This is a genomic window from Evtepia gabavorous (assembly GCF_003425665.1).
GTDB lineage: Bacteria > Bacillota > Clostridia > Oscillospirales > Oscillospiraceae > Evtepia > Evtepia gabavorous.
In genome coordinates, this window is sequence record NZ_QQRQ01000001.1 from 250157 (window position 1) to 266974 (window position 16818).

Below are 16818 nucleotides of genomic sequence, written 5' to 3' on the forward strand. Positions count from 1 at the left end.
TGTGGCATTTTTACTGACTTGGGGAACCACGAAGGTCTGCGTGAGCCTCCGGGAATCCCTTGCCCCCTCTGGTGTGGAGATTGTCTATGATGAATCTGGGAAAGGCACGATTGTCAGCCGTGAGATTCCCACCGAAGAGGCATGGAACGCGGCCAGAGGGGTGGAGTCTCTTCAGTACATTTTAACAGTGGTGTATTTTGGCGGGGCGTTTTTGCTTTCGGGCACGTTATTCTATCGGTTGAAATTAAAGCATCCCATTCAGAAGCTGCAAGCCGGCGCCCAACGCATTATGGAGCAGGACCTGGATTTTGTTCTGGAGGCCGAAGGGAAGGATGAACTGGAAAGCCTTTGCGCCGCCTTTGAAAAGATGCGAGGCCAGCTGCAGAGAAGCCATCAGGAATTGTGGCGGCAGGGAGAGGAACGCAGGCGTTTGAACGCGGCGTTTTCCCATGACTTGCGAAACCCTGTGACCGTCCTCAAGGGTTCCATTCGGGTGATGGAGAAAGTCCTCCAGGGGGATCGCCTGGAACGGGCGGCGTTGGAAGACCATTTGGCGCGGATGTCCCATTACACCGAACGGATCGCCTCTTATATTGAAACGATGAGCCAGGTACAGAAGCTGGAGGACACGCCTTTGTCCCCTGTGGAGATTACCTTTGGAGAATTGGGAAAAGAGATGCAGGAAGAGGGAGAGCTTCTCCTGTGGGAGACAGCCTGTCCCCTCTCCTTTCAGTTTTTCGGCAGTGAGCATGCAGTTGTCTGGGTAGATCGAGCGGTGGTTTCCACCATTTTGGAAAATTGTTTGACCAACGCCAGCCGGTATGCCAAGCAGACCATTCAGGTGACGGTGTCTGTGCAAGGGGAACGGCTGACACTGTCTGTTCAGGAGGATGGCCCCGGCTTCTCCCCCAATATGCTGCGAAATGGAACGGAACCTTTTGTTCGAGGGGAGAAAACAGCATCTGAGCACTTTGGCATGGGGCTGTATGTCTGCCGGCTGCTGAGTGAAAAGCACGGCGGAGGCATTGCACTGGAAAACACGGAGACAGGCGGAAGGGTTTCTGTATGGATGAAAAGCGGAAAACCTTGATTCTTTTTTGATATTTTTTTGCTACACTCTCCCGGTGGAAAGGGAGAGTGTATTTTTTCTCCCCAAAATAGAAAGGAGAACGCAGAATGCGGATTGTAGCGACGGATCTGACCAAACGCTATGGAACGGGAGAAAACCAGGTGATTGCCCTGCACAAGGCCAATCTGGAAATCCAAGCGCGGGATTTTATCTCCATTGTCGGGCCCTCCGGTTCAGGAAAGAGCACGCTTTTACACCTCATCAGCGGTTTGGATTATCCCACAGAGGGTGTTGTGGAATATGATGGTCAGAATATCCATCAAGGAAAGGACGCGGTCCTGTCAGCATTTCGCCGGCGAAGAATTGGGTTTATTTTTCAAAAATTTCATTTAATTCCGGTCCTAACAGCGCGGGAGAACATTATCATGCCCCTGTTGCTGGATCATCGTCAGGTAGATGAGGGATATTTCAAGCAGATCACGCAGTTTTTGGGGTTGGAGCATCGACTGACACACCTGCCCAGTGAGCTGTCCGGCGGACAGCAGCAGCGGGTTGCCATTGCCCGGGCGTTGATTGCAAAGCCAGATGTGATTTTTGCAGATGAGCCCACGGGTAATCTGGACTCGCAAAGCGGGCGGGAAGTCATGGACCTGTTGGCAAGTGTCCATCGAGAATTTGGAAAGACCATCGTGGTGATTACCCACGACGACCGAATCGCCCAAATGGCGGAACGAAAGTTTTCCATTGTGGACGGCATTCTCTCGGAGGTGAGCCGCAGATGAAGACCTATCGAGCACTGGCATACAAGGAACTGCTTGCTTCCAAAATCACTTCTGTTCTGATCCTGATTGCGGTCATTCTGTCCACAATGATGACCACCGCCATTGGGCAATCCCTTGGTATTCTCTCTGCCATGCGGGATCAGCAGGCCATTGCGCTGAATGGGAACCGATATGCGACGTTTGTTCAGATGGATCAGGCGCAGGTGGATAAGATACGAGCGGACCCAAGAATTTCCTATGCTGGGGTCTCTGTCTCGGTTGGCACAGTTGAGCTCAATCGTATCCTTACCCTGGGACTCAACGAATATTGGGGAGACAGCTTGTCTGCCTACCCTTCCCTGTCCCAAGTCGAGGAGGGGCGGCTGCCGGAGCGGCCCATGGAGATTGCCTTACCGGAAGATGTTCTCCAGATGCTTGGCTTTTCCGGTGATGTGGGGGATACGATTTCTCTTGCCGCCTCCAAAGCTTTGCGCCATGGAGTTCAGACGAGCGATTTTTCCTATACCGGCCAGTTCACCTTGACGGGAATTCTGCGCAGCAACTATTTGGGATATTCTGCCGGTGTGGTGCAGGGAATTGTGGGCAAAGGAACCGCAGAGGCCCTTCTTCCCCCAGACTACCTTTATTATAATGTGGATATTCGAACCAAGGAAAAGGCTGCCTTTCAAGAGACCATGGATGACCTTGTGGAAACGCTAAAGGTTCCGGAACTGGACACGCTTTACAATGTGACCTATCTCAACGCCAAAGGAATTTCCTTTGATGAGGAATCGGCGGATACGGAGGAGGACGGAGACGGCTTTTCCCTGTTGGCTGTGGCCGGCCTTCTGGTAGGTGGACTGATTCTATTGGCGGCGGGGCTGGTGATCTATAATATTTTGAACATATCGGTTTCCCGGCGGACGGAGCAATATGGGACACTGCGGGCCATTGGCGGGGAGAAACGTCAGATGTATACTGTGGTTTCCCTGGAAATTCTGCTGCTGTGTGCCGTTGGCATGCCAGTGGGGTTGGGGTTGGGGCTCCTCTCCGCCACTGGGATTTTAACTGCCGCCACCAGTCTGCTTTCTCCCGAGCTGTTTCTGGCCCAGGACACAGCGATGCTGCAGCAGTTGATCCAGGAGAACCAGGGCGGAAAAGGTCTGTTTTTGTTTCTCAGCGTTTTTATTACCTTGTCCTTTGCGTTTGTAGCGGCCATCCCTGCGGCACGTGCCGCAGCGCGGGTTTCCCCGGTGGTGTCAATGGCCGGACCTGTCGTTGTGGGAAAGCGCAAAAATCGAAGCACCAGAAAAATTCACTGTTTTGAGTCGTATTATGCCAGGCTCAATTTGAAACGGCACCGAGGGCGCACTGTAATTACGGTGCTCTCCTTAGTGATGAGTATTACTGTGTTCCTTGCGCTGCAGGGGTTTGTTTCTCTCCTAAACGCGGCGGGAACGGAACAGGAGCACTTGGGAGATTACTCCGTGGTCAATGAGACCGTGGGATTCACACCGGAAGAGTTGAAGAAATTGCAGGAGGACAGCAATGTGGAGAATGTGGCCGCTATGCAGTTTTCTTTATATCCCTTAGACGAGCAAAACCGCCCTGTGGGCATTGCACTGGACCGGGCGATGCAGCCGGGTGAAACCTTTCAAGTGGTAGGGCTGAACAAACTCTACCTGAAAGAATTCTTTGGGGATCGTCTTTCGGAGGCGGATCTGTCCGCCATAGAGAATGGGACAGGATGCATTGTACGCAATCCCATTGCAGTCAGCGTAGGAGAAGGAGACTCTCTCCCGAGCACGAGGTACACAGTGGGCAGTGCTATCACGGTGGCGGGGAAAGCACTCACGGTTCTCGAGACAATGGACGACTATGACGGTTACTTAAGTGTGGGGAATTCTGGATTTACCAATGGGGTTCAGGTGATTGTCATTGATCAGCTGTACCCCGTTCTGACAGGGCGGGATACCTATGCGGAGCTGCTTCCTCTTCTGACCGAGGGGGCGGACCGCAAGGCATTTGACCAGGTCCTGGAAAAGTTCTGTCAGGAGATTCCAGGCACTATGTCAGTGTCCTATGAGCAAACAGATCAGCAACTGGAGGAGAGCTTTGCACAGATCCATCTGTTGGCGTGGGGCCTAATCCTATTTGTAGGGCTCATTGGCGTGCTGAACATCATCAATACAGTCTATACCAATATTCACACACGGAAAAAGGAGATTGGCACCCAGAGAGCCATTGGAATGAGTCTGAAAAGCCTTTATAAAACCTTCCTGTGGGAGGGGGCGTATTATGGCCTCCTGGCGGCTGTCATCGGCGGAATGGCCGGATCGTTTTGCGCCATGGTGATCCAAGGGGCGCAGACGGGGACAGTTACCCTTGGAACGCCGCCGTGGCTCCCACTTTTGGAAGCAGCGGGCGTCTCTGTGGCGGTCTGCCTGCTGGCCACGGGGATTCCCCTGCGCCAAATTGCACGTTTGTCTATTGTAGACGCCATCGAAACGGTCGAATGAGAAAAAAGAAACGATCCGCAGCCGTCAAATGCTGCGGATCGTTTTCCTTTGTTTACAGTGGTATCATCCGCAGGGCAGCGGCATCCCGCAGGGAAAAGAGACCGTCCAGAATCCCCAGGCTGAACTGGCTAATGCTGCCATGGGACTGGAACTGTTCCGCCGCGTATTCTCCCGCCAACCCCATTGCGGCGGCACCGGACAATGCAGCCTCCAATGGAGAAGCGACAGCGAGAAAAGCTGCCACGACAGCGCCCTGCATACATCCTGTGCCCGTCACCCGAGCCATCAGGGGGTCCCCGTTTTCCACACCGAAGGCGCAGACCCCATCGGTGATGAGGTCAGTTTTTCCAGATAGGAGCACCACGGTATGAAATTGACGGGCTGCCTGCTTGGCCACGGTCAGAGCTTGCGCCAAAGGACCGTGTTCCCCATTGTCGATGCCTCTGGCGTGGTGTTCTACCCCGCAGATGGCTCGAATTTCGGACTCATTTCCTTTGATCACCGCTGGATGTGCCCGGAGCAGAAACCCGTGGGCAAAGGAACGGCGAAGCTGGCTGCAGCCCACGCCTACCAAGTCTATCATGCAGGGGATGTGATGGGTGCGGGCGGTCTCCCCTGCTGCGGCTATGGCCTCCATCCGGCTGTCTGAGATATTTCCCAGATTTACCATAAGGGCTTGGGACGTGGCGGTGATTTCTGCAACCTCCCCAGGGTGCTCGGCCATGATGGGAGATGCCCCCAGCGCCAGCAGAGCGTTGGCGCAGTCATGGATGGAAATGTGATTGGTAATGCAGTGGATGAGCGGCGAATCAGCTTTGATCCGCTGCAGAAGCTGGGGAAACTGCGTTTGAAAGGTCATAGGTTCTCGCTCCTAATGCACGCTGAATTTTGGTGAGCATCCCGGTTCTCCGCAGGGCGGCCAGGAAGACAAAGGCAATGGTTCCTCCAATGAGCGTGCCAGTGATAAACAATGGGGTATAGAAAAACCAAGTCAGGCCCGATTTATGGACCAAGAAGGCCATGATCGGGTAACTGATGATAGAACCGATGATCCCTGTACCAATGACCTCGCCGAGCACAGCACAGATCAGTTTTCCTTTGGAAGCACGATAGAATACCCCGGAGAGAAACGCGCCAAAGACAGCGCCTGTGAGCGCCAGAGGCGGGATTCCCATAAAGGACATACGAATGATTCCGATCAGGGTGGCACAGAGCAGAGAATACCAAGGCCCCATGAACACGGAACAGGCAATGTTGATGAGATGCGCCATGGGACACATCCCCTCGATGCGAAGAATGGGAGAGATGACTACCCCAATGGCGATCAGCATGGCCAGCATCGTCATTCGAAGAATTTCTGTCTTACTTTTCATGATTTCCTCTCTTTCCGCCCAGCAGTCATAGCACTGGACTATGACGGTACGGTGGAGAGGGCCCGGTGGGTAGACTCCGCCCGTATCGTCGGACGGTCGAGGCTCAAAAGCCTCCTCTCACCTTGAAACACAAGTTCCCTCGCTGTGGTTGGACACGCAGAGCCCCGGGCGCTCCCCCGCAGCTCCGTCTCCATCCGGACGCCAACTGCGCCAGATAGAGAGGTCCCGTATTGGATGGATGATTTTATCGTTCTGTGCAGAACTCTACTTTTTTACCCTCTAAAATCAGGTTGGTGGTACGAACAGCACACATTTTTCCACACATTGAGCAGGTGTGGCGGTCTGAAGGCGGTGTGCTCTCAAAATAGGATCGTGCCTTATCGGGATCAACCGCGATTTGGAACATGGCCTCCCAATCCACCCGGTGGCGGGCCTCCGCCATCTGATTGTCCAGGTCTCTGGCGTGTGGGACCCCTTTGGCAATGTCGGCAGCATGGGCAGCAATACGGGAGGCAATGATCCCCTCCTTGACATCAGCGGCATCTGGCAGACGAAGATGTTCGGCCGGGGTGACGTAACATAGGAAGTCAGCGCCATTGGCCGCGGCGATGGCGCCGCCGATGGCTGAGGTGATATGGTCGTACCCGGGGAAAATATCTGTCACCAACGGGCCCAGAACATAGAACGGAGCCTCATGGCAAAGCCTCTTTTCCAAGCGCATGTTGGCGGCAATCTCATCCATGGCCATATGGCCTGGCCCTTCGATCATCACCTGTACATCTCGATCCCAGGCCCGCTGGGCCAGTGCCCCTAACTCAATCAGTTCGGCGATCTGGCCTGCATCGGTGCTGTCATCCAGACAACCCGGACGAAGCGCATCCCCCAGACTGATGGTTACATCGTATTCCCGCAGGATATCCAAAACCGCATCATAGTACTCGTAGAAAGGATTTTCCTGACCTGTCATCTCCATCCAGGCGAACAACAGAGAACCACCCCGGGAGACGATATTCATCTTCCGCTTGTCCCTCTTAAAAGCCTCCACGGCCCGGCGATTGATTCCAGCGTGGATGGTCATGAAATCCACCCCTTCTTCCGCGTGGGCCCGGACAACCTTGAGAAAGTCCTGCGCGGTGATATCCAGCAAGTCCTTTTCCAGGTAGCCGATGGCATCATACATGGGGACTGTGCCGATCATGGCGGGGGACAATTCGATGAGCTGTTGGCGAAAGGTGTTGGTTTTGCCGTAATTGGACAGGTCCATAATGGCCTCTGCTCCAAATCGCAGGGCCATACGGACCTTGTCCATCTCGGCCTCGTAGTTGTTGGCGTCTCCAGAGATCCCTAAATTTACATTGATTTTGGTGCGCAGCCCCTTGCCAATACCCTCTGCACACAGGGATTTGTGGTTAATATTGGCGGGAATGGCGATCTGCCCCAAGGCGACGCGCTCTCGAATGATCTCTGGATCGGTAAATTCCTTCTCCGCGACGGTTTTCATTTCCGGGGTGATGATGCCCTGTTTCGCCGCTTCCATCTGGGTTGCATATTCTCTCATCGTTCACACCCTTTCTTTTTCCCAAGAAAAATGGCTGTCTGTTCGTTATGCCGAACAGACAGCCGTTTATGGTGTCATAAACAAGTTCCCTCCGTCGGCATTATCCGAATCAGGTGCGTGGCTTTTGCCACAGGGTCGAAACCGTTGTTTCCTCTCAGCCGCCGTTGCAGCTCCCCTCTTTTTATCAATCTAACACGGCGGAGGGCCATTGTCAAGAGCGGATACCGAAGCGAAGAGAAGGACTGATTTTCTGATTCGGTTTGAAATCATTGGAGAAAGACTTGCAACCAGCCGTAATCCACGATACAATAAAAAAACGACAAAAAGGGAGTGAATCTCCATGGAACAGGAACATAAACGCCGGGTACGCTACAAGGGCACCCATCCCAGAAAGTACCAGGAAAAATACAAAGAGCTGAATCCGGAGAAGTACCAGCGAGATGTGGAGAAGATTCTTCAGCAGGGAAAAACGCCCGCTGGGATGCATATTCCAATCTGTGTGGAAGAAATTCTGCAATTTTTTGATATCCAGCCTGGCCAGATTGGGCTGGATGCCACCTTGGGATATGGTGGCCACAGCCGGCGGATGCTGGAAAAACTGGGTGGGCAGGGACATCTGTACGCCACAGATGTGGACCCCATTGAATCTGAAAAGACCCGGCTTCGTCTGGCACAGTTGGGGTATGGACCGGAAATCCTCACAGTCCGGCGGATGAACTTTGCGGATCTGGACCAGGTGGCGCCCGGCGTTGCCTATGATTTTGTGCTGGCGGATTTGGGGGTTTCCTCTATGCAGATTGACAATCCGGCCCGTGGTTTTACCTTTAAGCAGGAGGGACCGCTGGATTTGCGCTTAGATCCCACGGCAGGGGTGCCCGCGGCCCAGCGTCTGCGGGAGCTCAGCCGGGAGGAATTGGCCGCTATGCTGGTGGAAAACGCGGACGAACCATACGCAGAGCAAATTGCAGCCGCTGTTCGCGCGCGTCTCAGGAAAGGGGGCGCCATAGAGACTACCCGAGAGTTGGCAGAGACCGTGGCGGGGGCGCTCTGTTTCCTTCCACCTCGGGAGAGAAAGGAAGCGGAGAAAAAGGCCTGTCAGCGGACCTTCCAGGCGCTGCGTATCGATGTCAACAATGAGTTCGAGGTGTTGTACCGCTTTTTAGAGAAGCTTCCCGGGGTTCTTAAGCCGGGCGGAAAAGTGGCGGTTTTGACCTTTCACTCCGGGGAAGACCGTCTGGTGAAGAAATCCTTTCAGGCATTGGCTCGTCAGGGGGTTTACTGTGCGGTAGCGAAGGAAGTGATCCGCCCCTCAGCCCAGGAGTGTGTCAAAAACCCGCGGGCCCGTTCTACCAAAATGCGGTGGGCCATTCGCGGAGGCCTGAGGATGGAGAAAACAGAAGGGACAGGAGAGGAAACACATAGAGTATGACGCTGAAAGATTTAGAGATTGGCACCTCCGGCGTGATTATCGCGGTGGGGGGAGAGGGTTCTCTTCGACAGCATTTTTTGGATATGGGAGTTATCCCTGGGGCGGAAGTTACATTGATGAAGTATGCTCCCATGGGCGACCCAATGGAGCTGAGAATCCATGGCTATGAATTGACGCTGCGCCTGGCGGACGGTGAAAAAGTAGAGATCGCTCCCCTGGGCGCTGATAGAGCGCGGGAGGAGGCCCCACGGGAAGCAGAAGCCTTTGCGGAGACCCAGGCGCACCCCGGCCTGGGAGAGGGCGGAAAATACCATGTAAAGGGAGAGGAACACCCGCTGCCGCCGGGAACCCAGCTGACATTTGCCCTGGCCGGCAACCAAAACTGCGGGAAAACCACGCTGTTTAATCAGCTGACCGGGGCCAATCAGCATGTGGGGAACTTTCCTGGCGTCACAGTGGACCGGAAGAGCGGTTCGATCCGAGGACACGGAGAGACTTTGGTGACGGACTTGCCTGGAATTTATTCCCTTTCCCCCTATACCAGCGAAGAGATTGTATCCCGGCAGTTCATTCTTCACGAGCATCCCACGGGAATCATCAACATTGTGGATGCCACCAACATCGAACGAAACCTCTATCTCACCATGCAGCTCATGGAGTTGGATGTCCCCATGGTTTTGGCGCTGAATATGATGGATGAGGTTCGGGGCAATGGCGGTTCCATTCATATTAACAGAATGGAGGAACTGCTGGGGATTCCCGTGGTCCCCATTTCAGCGGCCAAGAACGAGGGTGTAGAGGAACTGGTCAATCACGCGCTCCATGTTGCCCAATACCAGGAGCGGCCTGGGCGGACGGATTTCTGCGACAAAAAGGACCACAACGGCGCGGTTCATCGGTGCCTCCATGGAATTATGCATTTGGTAGAGGACCATGCCAAGGCAGCGGGAATTCCCCTGCGTTTTGCAGCCAGCAAGCTGGTAGAGGGTGATCCGCTGGTGTTTGATGCACTGCGGCTGAGCCAGAATGAACAGGAAATGTTAGAGCATATCATCTCTCAGATGGAGGAGGAGCGAGGGCTGGACCGAGCTGCGGCCATTGCCGATATGCGCTTCTCCTTTCTACAGAAACTCTGTGATCAGACCGTGGTGCGTCCACGGGAGAGCAAAGAGCACGAGCGCAGCCGCCGGATTGACGCATTCCTCACAGGAAAATACACCGCCATCCCCGCCTTTGTAGGAATTATGGCGTTGGTATTCTTTTTGACTTTCAATGTCATCGGTGCCTGGTTTCAGGCATTGTTGGAGGGCGGAATCAGCTGGCTGACTGTCTGGGTGGATGAAGCGTTGACCGCTTGGGGGGTCAACGCAGTCCTGCACTCCCTGGTCATCGACGGGATCTTCAATGGTGTGGGCAGTGTATTGAGCTTTGTGCCCATCATTGTTACCTTGTTTTTCTTCCTGTCTCTGTTGGAAGACAGCGGTTACATGGCCCGCGTGGCTTTTGTGATGGACAAACTTTTGCGGAAGATTGGCCTTTCCGGACGGAGCATTGTGCCGATGCTGATTGGCTTTGGTTGTACTGTGCCCGGTGTCATGGCCAGCCGAACCCTTCCCTCTGAGCGGGACCGTAAAATGACCATTCTGCTCACGCCGTTTATGAGCTGTTCGGCCAAGCTCCCCATCTATGGATTTTTTACAGCTGCGTTCTTCCCAGGGCGTGGGGGGCTTATCATGGTGGCGCTCTACTTTTTGGGAATCTTAGTAGGCATTCTGATGGCGCTGCTCTCCAAGCGGACCATCTTCAAAGGAGAGGCCGTTCCGTTTGTTATGGAACTGCCCAATTACCGGATGCCTGGCATTCAGAATGTGGCGCATCTTCTGTGGGACAAAGCCAAGGATTTTCTTCAGCGGGCATTCACGGTTATTTTCCTCGCGACCATTGTGGTCTGGTTCCTTCAGACATTTGATTTCCAGTTAAATGTTGTGGCGGATTCCCAGAACAGCATTTTGGCGGTCATCGCGGGGGCGATTTCTCCCCTTTTTGTGCCTCTTGGTTTTGGAGACTGGCGGGTTTCAACGGCACTGATTGCTGGATTTATGGCCAAGGAAAGTGTGGTCTCCACGCTGTCGGTTCTGTTTGGCAGTACGGAACAGCTCCTGGTGGCACTGACGCCGCTGGCTGTGGCTTCTCTCTTGGTCTTTTGTCTACTGTACACGCCTTGTGTAGCGGCCATTGCTTCCATTCGACGGGAGCTCGGCGGAAAATGGGCGGTCGGAGTGGTGGTTGGACAATGTGTGATTGCGTGGGTCTGCGCACTCCTGGTGCGTGGACTGGGACTGGCCATGGGGATAATCGGATGAACCTTACGAGTGTTTTGATTTTGGCCCTTGTTTTGCTGGCCTCGGTCCTTGCGGTCCGGGTTCTTTGGACGCGGAGAGGGAGCTGCCATGGCTGCGGCGGCTTTTGCGGCTCGTGCTGGAAAAATAAAACCGATGATGTCCAAGACAACAAGCGTTCAGTATAGTCTGAGCCATAGGAAACCTCCCCTGTCAAGAAACCTTGGCAGGGGAATCTTTTTTGATGAAAACAAAGAGATTATCTTGTGGTAAGAAAGTTGTTATAAACGGTTGAAATGACCAACGGAATATAGTACAATCAGGAACGCTGTGAACACAGCAGAGAAAGAAGAATGGGAGAAAAAACATGCAAAGAGAACGTTTAGGCAGCCGTCTGGGCTTTATTTTGCTCAGTGCCGGCTGCGCCATTGGGATCGGGAATGTCTGGAAATTCCCTTACATGGTGGGACAAAACGGTGGCGGTGCATTCGTGCTGATCTACCTGTTTTTCTTGCTGGTCCTGGGAATTCCTGTCATGACCATTGAGTTTTCCTTGGGCCGTGCCAGCCAAAAGAGTCCTGTCCGTCTCTATCAGCAGCTGGAGCCTAAGGGAAGCAAATGGCACTATCATGGCTACGTTGCGTTGAGCGGCAACTACTTGCTGATGATGTTTTATACCACGGTAGGCGGATGGATGATCCAGTACTTCCTCTCTACGGCGTCTGGTAAGTTCAACGGATTGTCCACCCAGCAAGTGGAGGAGGCGTTCAACCAGAGTGTCTGCGGCAACCCGGTTACCATGGTAGGCTTTATGGCTTTGGTGGTTGTGCTGGGTTTCTTTATCTGCTCATTTGGCCTGCAAAGGGGGCTGGAGCGTGTCACCAAGTACATGATGATTGCCCTGCTGGTTATCATGGTGATTCTGGCGATCAACAGCTTTACCATGGACGGGGCCAAGGAAGGGTTGTCTTTCTATCTGAAACCCGACTTCCAGAAGATGCAGGAAATTGGCGTTGGAAATGTTGTGGTGGCAGCGATGACCCAGGCGTTTTTTACCCTGAGTCTCGGAATTGGCGCCATGGCTATTTTTGGCAGTTACATTGGGAAGGAACGCTCTCTGATGGGAGAATCCATCAATGTGGCGATTTTGGATACCTTTGTGGCGTTGGTTTCTGGTCTGATCATCTTCCCCGCCTGCTTCACCTATCAGGTGGAGGTGGGATCAGGGCCGAGCCTGATCTTTGTTACGCTGCCCAACGTGTTCAATAACATGCCGATGGGAAATCTTTGGGGCGCGTTGTTCTTTGTGTTTATGACCTTTGCCGCGTTTTCGACGGTGCTGGCGGTCTTTGAAAACATCCTCTCCTGCTGTATGGACATGTTTGGATGGAGCCGGAAAAAGGCCTGCCTGATCAACTGCCTGCTGCTGTTGGTCTTGTCCCTGCCCTGTGCGCTGGGCTTTAATCTCCTGGCGGAGGTTCACCCCTTGGGCGGGAGCACCACGTTCCTGGACTTGGAGGACTTCTTAGTCAGCAATATTTTGCTGCCTCTGGGCTCTCTGATCTTTGTGATCTTCGCGGTGAGCAAGCGGGGCTGGGGTTGGAAGAAGTTTATGGAGGAAGCCAACGCCGGCCGTGGATGGAAGGTAAAAAATTGGATGCGCGGCTACATAACCTATGTACTTCCCATCATTATCATTGCCCTTTTTGTCATCGGTCTTGTGACATACTTTATGCCGAAGTAAAAGCTTTATAAAAAAACACCATACAGGGAATGGGTTCCCTGTATGGTGTTTTTATTTCGATATGATTCTTCTGTTTTTGCTACAAAGTGTTGCAATTCTTCTTGGAGTATAGTAAAATAAATGCCGATTAATTTGCAGCATTAAAGCGGCAAAAGAAAGAAGGATGGGAGAAGAAAAAGCATGCAAAGAGAACGTTTAGGCAGTCGTCTGGGCTTTATTCTGCTCAGTGCCGGCTGTGCCATCGGGATCGGAAATGTCTGGAAGTTTCCTTACATGGTAGGACAAAATGGAGGCGGCGCGTTTGTCCTGCTCTATTTGTTTTTCCTGTTGGTCATGGGAATCCCCGTTATGACCATTGAATTTTCCCTGGGCCGTGCCAGCCGAAAAAGCCCTGTTCGCATCTATCATGCGCTGGCCCCCAAGGGGAGCAAATGGTATATTCATGGCTATATGGCCATGATCGGAAACTATCTGCTGATGATGTTCTACACCACGGTAGGGGGCTGGATGATTCAGTATTTCCTCTCCACAGCCCAGGGAAAGTTCAATGGGATGTCTGCGGAGGAAGTGGGGCAGGCCTATGAACAAATCTGCGCGGACCCTGTGGGCATGGTGGGCTTCATGGCTTTGGTGGTCGTGCTGGGTTTCTTTATCTGTTCCTTTAGCCTCCAAAAGGGACTGGAACGTGTGACCAAGTATATGATGATTGCGTTGCTGGTCATTATGGTGGTGCTCGCTATCAACAGCTTTACCATGGAGGGTGCCAAAGAAGGTCTTTCCTTCTATTTGAAGCCCGACTTGGAGAAAATGAAAGAAGTTGGCGTTGGTAATGTGATCCTGGGGGCGATGACCCAGGCGTTCTTTACCCTGAGCCTTGGCATGGGCGGCATGGCTATTTTCGGCAGTTATATCGGTAAGGAACGCTCTCTGATGGGCGAGTCCATCAACGTGGCAATTTTGGACACCTTTGTGGCGCTGGTCTCCGGCCTCATCATTTTTCCCGCCTGTTTTACCTACCACGTGGAGGCGGGTTCTGGCCCCAAATTGATTTTTGTCACGCTGCCTAACGTCTTCAACCACATGCCAATGGGGGAACTTTGGGGAGCACTCTTCTTTGTCTTTATGACCTTTGCCGCGCTGTCCACCGTGCTGGCGGTCTTTGAGAATATTCTCTCCTGCTGCATGGACCTTTTTGGATGGAGCCGAAAAAAGGCCTGCCTCATCAATGCCATTGCACTTTTGATCCTTTCCTTGCCCTGCGCTTTGGGCTTTAATCTTCTCTCTGGGATTCATCCTTTGGGGGGAAGCAGCAACTTCCTGGATCTGGAGGACTTTTTGGTGAGTAATATCATTCTGCCAGTGGGCTCCTTGATTTTCCTGCTCTTCGCTGTGAGTAAACGGGGCTGGGGTTGGGAAAACTTTATGGCAGAAGCCAACGCTGGTCGAGGATTGAAAGTGAAGAACTGGATGCGTGGATATATGACCTATATTCTCCCATTCCTTTTCCTTGGGATATTCCTCATTGGACTTGTCACGTATTTCCAGTGAGGGACATGAGAGAATCCATGTCGCAGAGTCGATCTCCGCGGCATGGGTTCTCTTTTTTCAAGCGCCAAACTTGACGAACCGAAGAAATGTGACTACAATCAAAGAAGAAAGCTTCGGAGGAGGGAGACAGATGAACAGCAGAATTCGGGAGGCAATTTGCCTGAAAACACAGCCGGTGGCGGTGATTCAAACCGATCACCTTCCCCCCGATGCCCAAGGATGGGAAACCGAACACCATGGCTGTATTCTCCCCCGTCTGGAGGATGCGGCCGAAGGAAAGACCGTGGTGGTGTTTCAAGCGCACACGAATGCCTGTCCGGGCAGCAGAGCTGGGCTGGGGTTTGAGAAATTGTCTATTGACCCGATGGCGGAACTTCTCTCGAAAGGAAAGGAGGGACATGGCGGCATGGCGTATAAAAAGACGCCTGATTTAGCCGTGTCGTATCTCCACAGCCTGCCGGAGACGGTGCCGAGCAAGTATGTGATTTTTCAGCCCCTGGATAAGCTCTCCGATGCGGTGGTGCCGACTGCGGTGATTTTTTTGGTGAATGCCGACCAGCTGTCCGCATTGGTTACACTGGCCAACTATGATCGCCCGAACCAAGATAATGTAAAGGTGTTGTTTGGCGCTGGCTGCGTGCAGGCTGTTTTATACAGTATGTGTGACACTGGGGCTTGCATCCTTGGGCTAACAGATCCCTCTGCCCGGCTTCCTATCAGCAAAGACCTGTTGTCTTTTTCCATCCCCTATGCTCGCTTTTTGGAGATGGAAGACAATGTGCCGGAGAGTTTTCTAACAGGAGAGACATGGCGGCAGATTCAAAAACGTCTGTGATGGGACGGGAAGCAGCAGAAGAACAGGGGCTGGAACCTTGTCTGTGATACCGGCATAAAAGAAAACAACTGCAATTAGAAAGAAGACGATGGTTTGAAAAAGACGCAGCCCATTTCCCAGCACCTTTTTCGGGGAAGCTGTTACCTTGTGGGACTGCTGATCTTGGCGCTGGGAATCACCATGAATACAAAGGCAGGGTTGGGGGTCTCCCCGATTATCTCGGTCTCATACAGTGTTGCCACCATCTGGGGTCACAATTTTGGCAATACCACACTCCTTCTGTATTCCGTGTTTGTGTTGGCCGAGATGATTCTGCACAGCCTGCTGGCGTACCGAAGGAAAAAAGCGGGGGTGCCTTCTGTCCGAAAACTTTCTACCGTGCTTCTCATGGACGCGATGCAGTTCCCTCTCAGCTTGATCTTCACCCGGTTTCTCAATGTGTTTGGAGCACAGATCCCAGACTTGGCGTCAGACTGTGCGGGAACCTTTTGGGGAACTCTTCCAGGACAGGTTCTCTTCCTGCTCATCGCCATTGTGCTGACAGGGGTTGGGGCTGCCCTCTCTCTGGACATGCGTTTGATTCCGAATCCAGGAGACGGCATTGTACAGACCCTCTCTGATTTTTCAGGCGGAAGCGTGGGACTGACCAAAAATTGCTTCGATATCGGCAACGTGCTGTTGACCTCTGCCATTGGTCTCTTGATGGCCGGACAGTTGGTGGGGATCGGTCTGGGGACGATCCTGTCCATGATTGGGGTGGGACGTGTGATTGCGGTGTTTAATCACTTTTATTTCCATAAGACAGCGGTCCTGGCTGGCCTGCAGCTGTCTTGAAGGGAAGCGCGACAAATGAAACATACGAAAAAACGGACAGAGCGGCAGCGGAAAAAATGGGCACTGATCGGGCTGGCTTTCTTTTTGGTGGCAACCGTTCTGATCTGCTGGCAGGTGGGGCTGCCGATGGTGCGTCTGGCTTCTGATCCAGAAAACTTCCGCCAATGGCTGGAGGAGAGAAAACTGGGCGGTCTGCTGATCTATGGTGCTATGGTGTTTTTCCAGGTCCTGTTTGCCGTCATTCCCGGGGAGCCGTTGGAGATTGCCGGCGGCTATGCCTTTGGCGCGGTTTGGGGAACCCTCGTCTGTCTGGTGGCGGCTACGCTGGGAAGCCTCTTGGTCTTTGGATTGGTGCGGCGGTTCGGGACCCGTCTGGTGGAGGTGTTTTTTCCCGCGGAAAAGCTCCGTGCCGTCCGATTTTTACAGAGCTCTCCCAAGCGTACCATTCTCTTCCTGGTGATTTTTATGATTCCAGGGACGCCAAAGGATCTCCTGTGTTATTTTGCCGGGTTAACCGACATCAAATTTCCTGTATTTCTGCTGGTCTGCTCCCTGGGCCGACTGCCTTCGGTGGTAACCTCCACGGTTGGCGGGGATGCGCTGGGAACCCAGGACTATCTATTTGCCGTCGTAGTTTTTCTGGTTACCTTCCTGATCAGCGTGGGCGGCCTGTTGTGTTACCGTCAGATTTGTAAGCGACACAACACACGAAAGGAAGGGGCGGAACGGCCGAAAAAGGAGGGGGAAAATCTCTGGCCATAAACCGCTTTTCTATGCTATAATGGGTTCAAATCAGAATCTGTGGAGCT

The 16818-nt window shown here is 53.1% G+C and carries 13 protein-coding genes; 10 read left to right on the forward strand and 3 right to left on the reverse strand.

Annotated features, from left to right (window positions below; genetic code table 11):
* The first annotated feature begins 1 nt into the window (after position 1).
* From DV520_RS01180 to DV520_RS01190, 3 genes are all read left to right on the forward strand, one after another.
* The gene (locus tag DV520_RS01180) at positions 2-1090 is read left to right on the forward strand and encodes a HAMP domain-containing sensor histidine kinase (protein WP_165850005.1); all 1089 of its coding nucleotides are present in this window, start codon (positions 2-4) and stop codon (positions 1088-1090) included.
* Positions 1091-1176: 86 nt separating this feature from the next.
* On the forward strand, positions 1177-1851 hold the full coding sequence (locus DV520_RS01185; protein ID WP_117141505.1) for an ABC transporter ATP-binding protein: 675 nt from the start codon (positions 1177-1179) through the stop codon (positions 1849-1851).
* A complete protein-coding gene (locus DV520_RS01190; RefSeq protein ID WP_117141506.1) occupies positions 1848-4349 on the forward strand; it encodes an ABC transporter permease in 2502 nt (833 codons plus the stop codon). The genes DV520_RS01185 and DV520_RS01190 overlap by 4 nt, the downstream gene beginning before the upstream one ends.
* A 52-nt stretch (positions 4350-4401) precedes the next feature.
* Here the strand turns inward: DV520_RS01190 and thiM are convergent, their stop codons facing one another.
* From thiM to thiC, 3 genes are all read right to left on the reverse strand, one after another.
* Positions 4402-5208, reverse strand: a complete 807-nt coding sequence (gene thiM, locus DV520_RS01195) for a hydroxyethylthiazole kinase (protein ID WP_117141507.1) — start codon at positions 5206-5208, stop codon at positions 4402-4404.
* On the reverse strand, positions 5159-5722 hold the full coding sequence (thiW, locus tag DV520_RS01200) for an energy coupling factor transporter S component ThiW (protein ID WP_117141508.1): 564 nt from the start codon (positions 5720-5722) through the stop codon (positions 5159-5161). The genes thiM and thiW overlap by 50 nt, the downstream gene beginning before the upstream one ends.
* Before the next feature lie 244 nt (positions 5723-5966).
* Positions 5967-7280 carry a phosphomethylpyrimidine synthase ThiC gene (thiC, locus tag DV520_RS01205; RefSeq protein WP_117141509.1) on the reverse strand — a complete coding sequence of 438 codons (1314 nt, stop codon included), beginning with the start codon at positions 7278-7280 and terminating at the stop codon, positions 5967-5969.
* Positions 7281-7620: 340 nt separating this feature from the next.
* On the opposite strand from thiC, the gene rsmH reads away from it, so the two are divergent.
* From rsmH to DV520_RS01240, 7 genes are all read left to right on the forward strand, one after another.
* Positions 7621-8709 (forward strand): 16S rRNA (cytosine(1402)-N(4))-methyltransferase RsmH, encoded by a 1089-nt coding sequence (rsmH, locus tag DV520_RS01210; protein ID WP_117141510.1) that lies wholly within the window; start codon positions 7621-7623, stop codon positions 8707-8709.
* Positions 8706-11072 carry a ferrous iron transport protein B gene (feoB, locus tag DV520_RS01215; RefSeq protein WP_117141511.1) on the forward strand — a complete coding sequence of 789 codons (2367 nt, stop codon included), beginning with the start codon at positions 8706-8708 and terminating at the stop codon, positions 11070-11072. Before rsmH ends, feoB begins: the two co-directional genes overlap by 4 nt.
* A gap of 343 nt (positions 11073-11415) precedes the next feature.
* Entirely contained in the window at positions 11416-12792 is a 1377-nt protein-coding gene (locus DV520_RS01220; RefSeq protein ID WP_021919561.1) for a sodium-dependent transporter, read from the forward strand.
* 180 nt (positions 12793-12972) lie between these two features.
* Positions 12973-14340 (forward strand): sodium-dependent transporter, encoded by a 1368-nt coding sequence (locus DV520_RS01225; RefSeq protein ID WP_117141512.1) that lies wholly within the window; start codon positions 12973-12975, stop codon positions 14338-14340.
* A gap of 130 nt (positions 14341-14470) precedes the next feature.
* Positions 14471-15175 carry a DUF169 domain-containing protein gene (locus tag DV520_RS01230; protein ID WP_117141513.1) on the forward strand — a complete coding sequence of 235 codons (705 nt, stop codon included), beginning with the start codon at positions 14471-14473 and terminating at the stop codon, positions 15173-15175.
* 93 nt (positions 15176-15268) lie between these two features.
* Positions 15269-16009, forward strand: coding sequence for a YczE/YyaS/YitT family protein (locus tag DV520_RS01235; RefSeq protein WP_464317864.1), 741 nt, complete (start codon positions 15269-15271; stop codon positions 16007-16009).
* 15 nt (positions 16010-16024) lie between these two features.
* Positions 16025-16771, forward strand: coding sequence for a TVP38/TMEM64 family protein (locus DV520_RS01240; RefSeq protein WP_117141514.1), 747 nt, complete (start codon positions 16025-16027; stop codon positions 16769-16771).
* Positions 16772-16818: the final 47 nt, after the last annotated feature.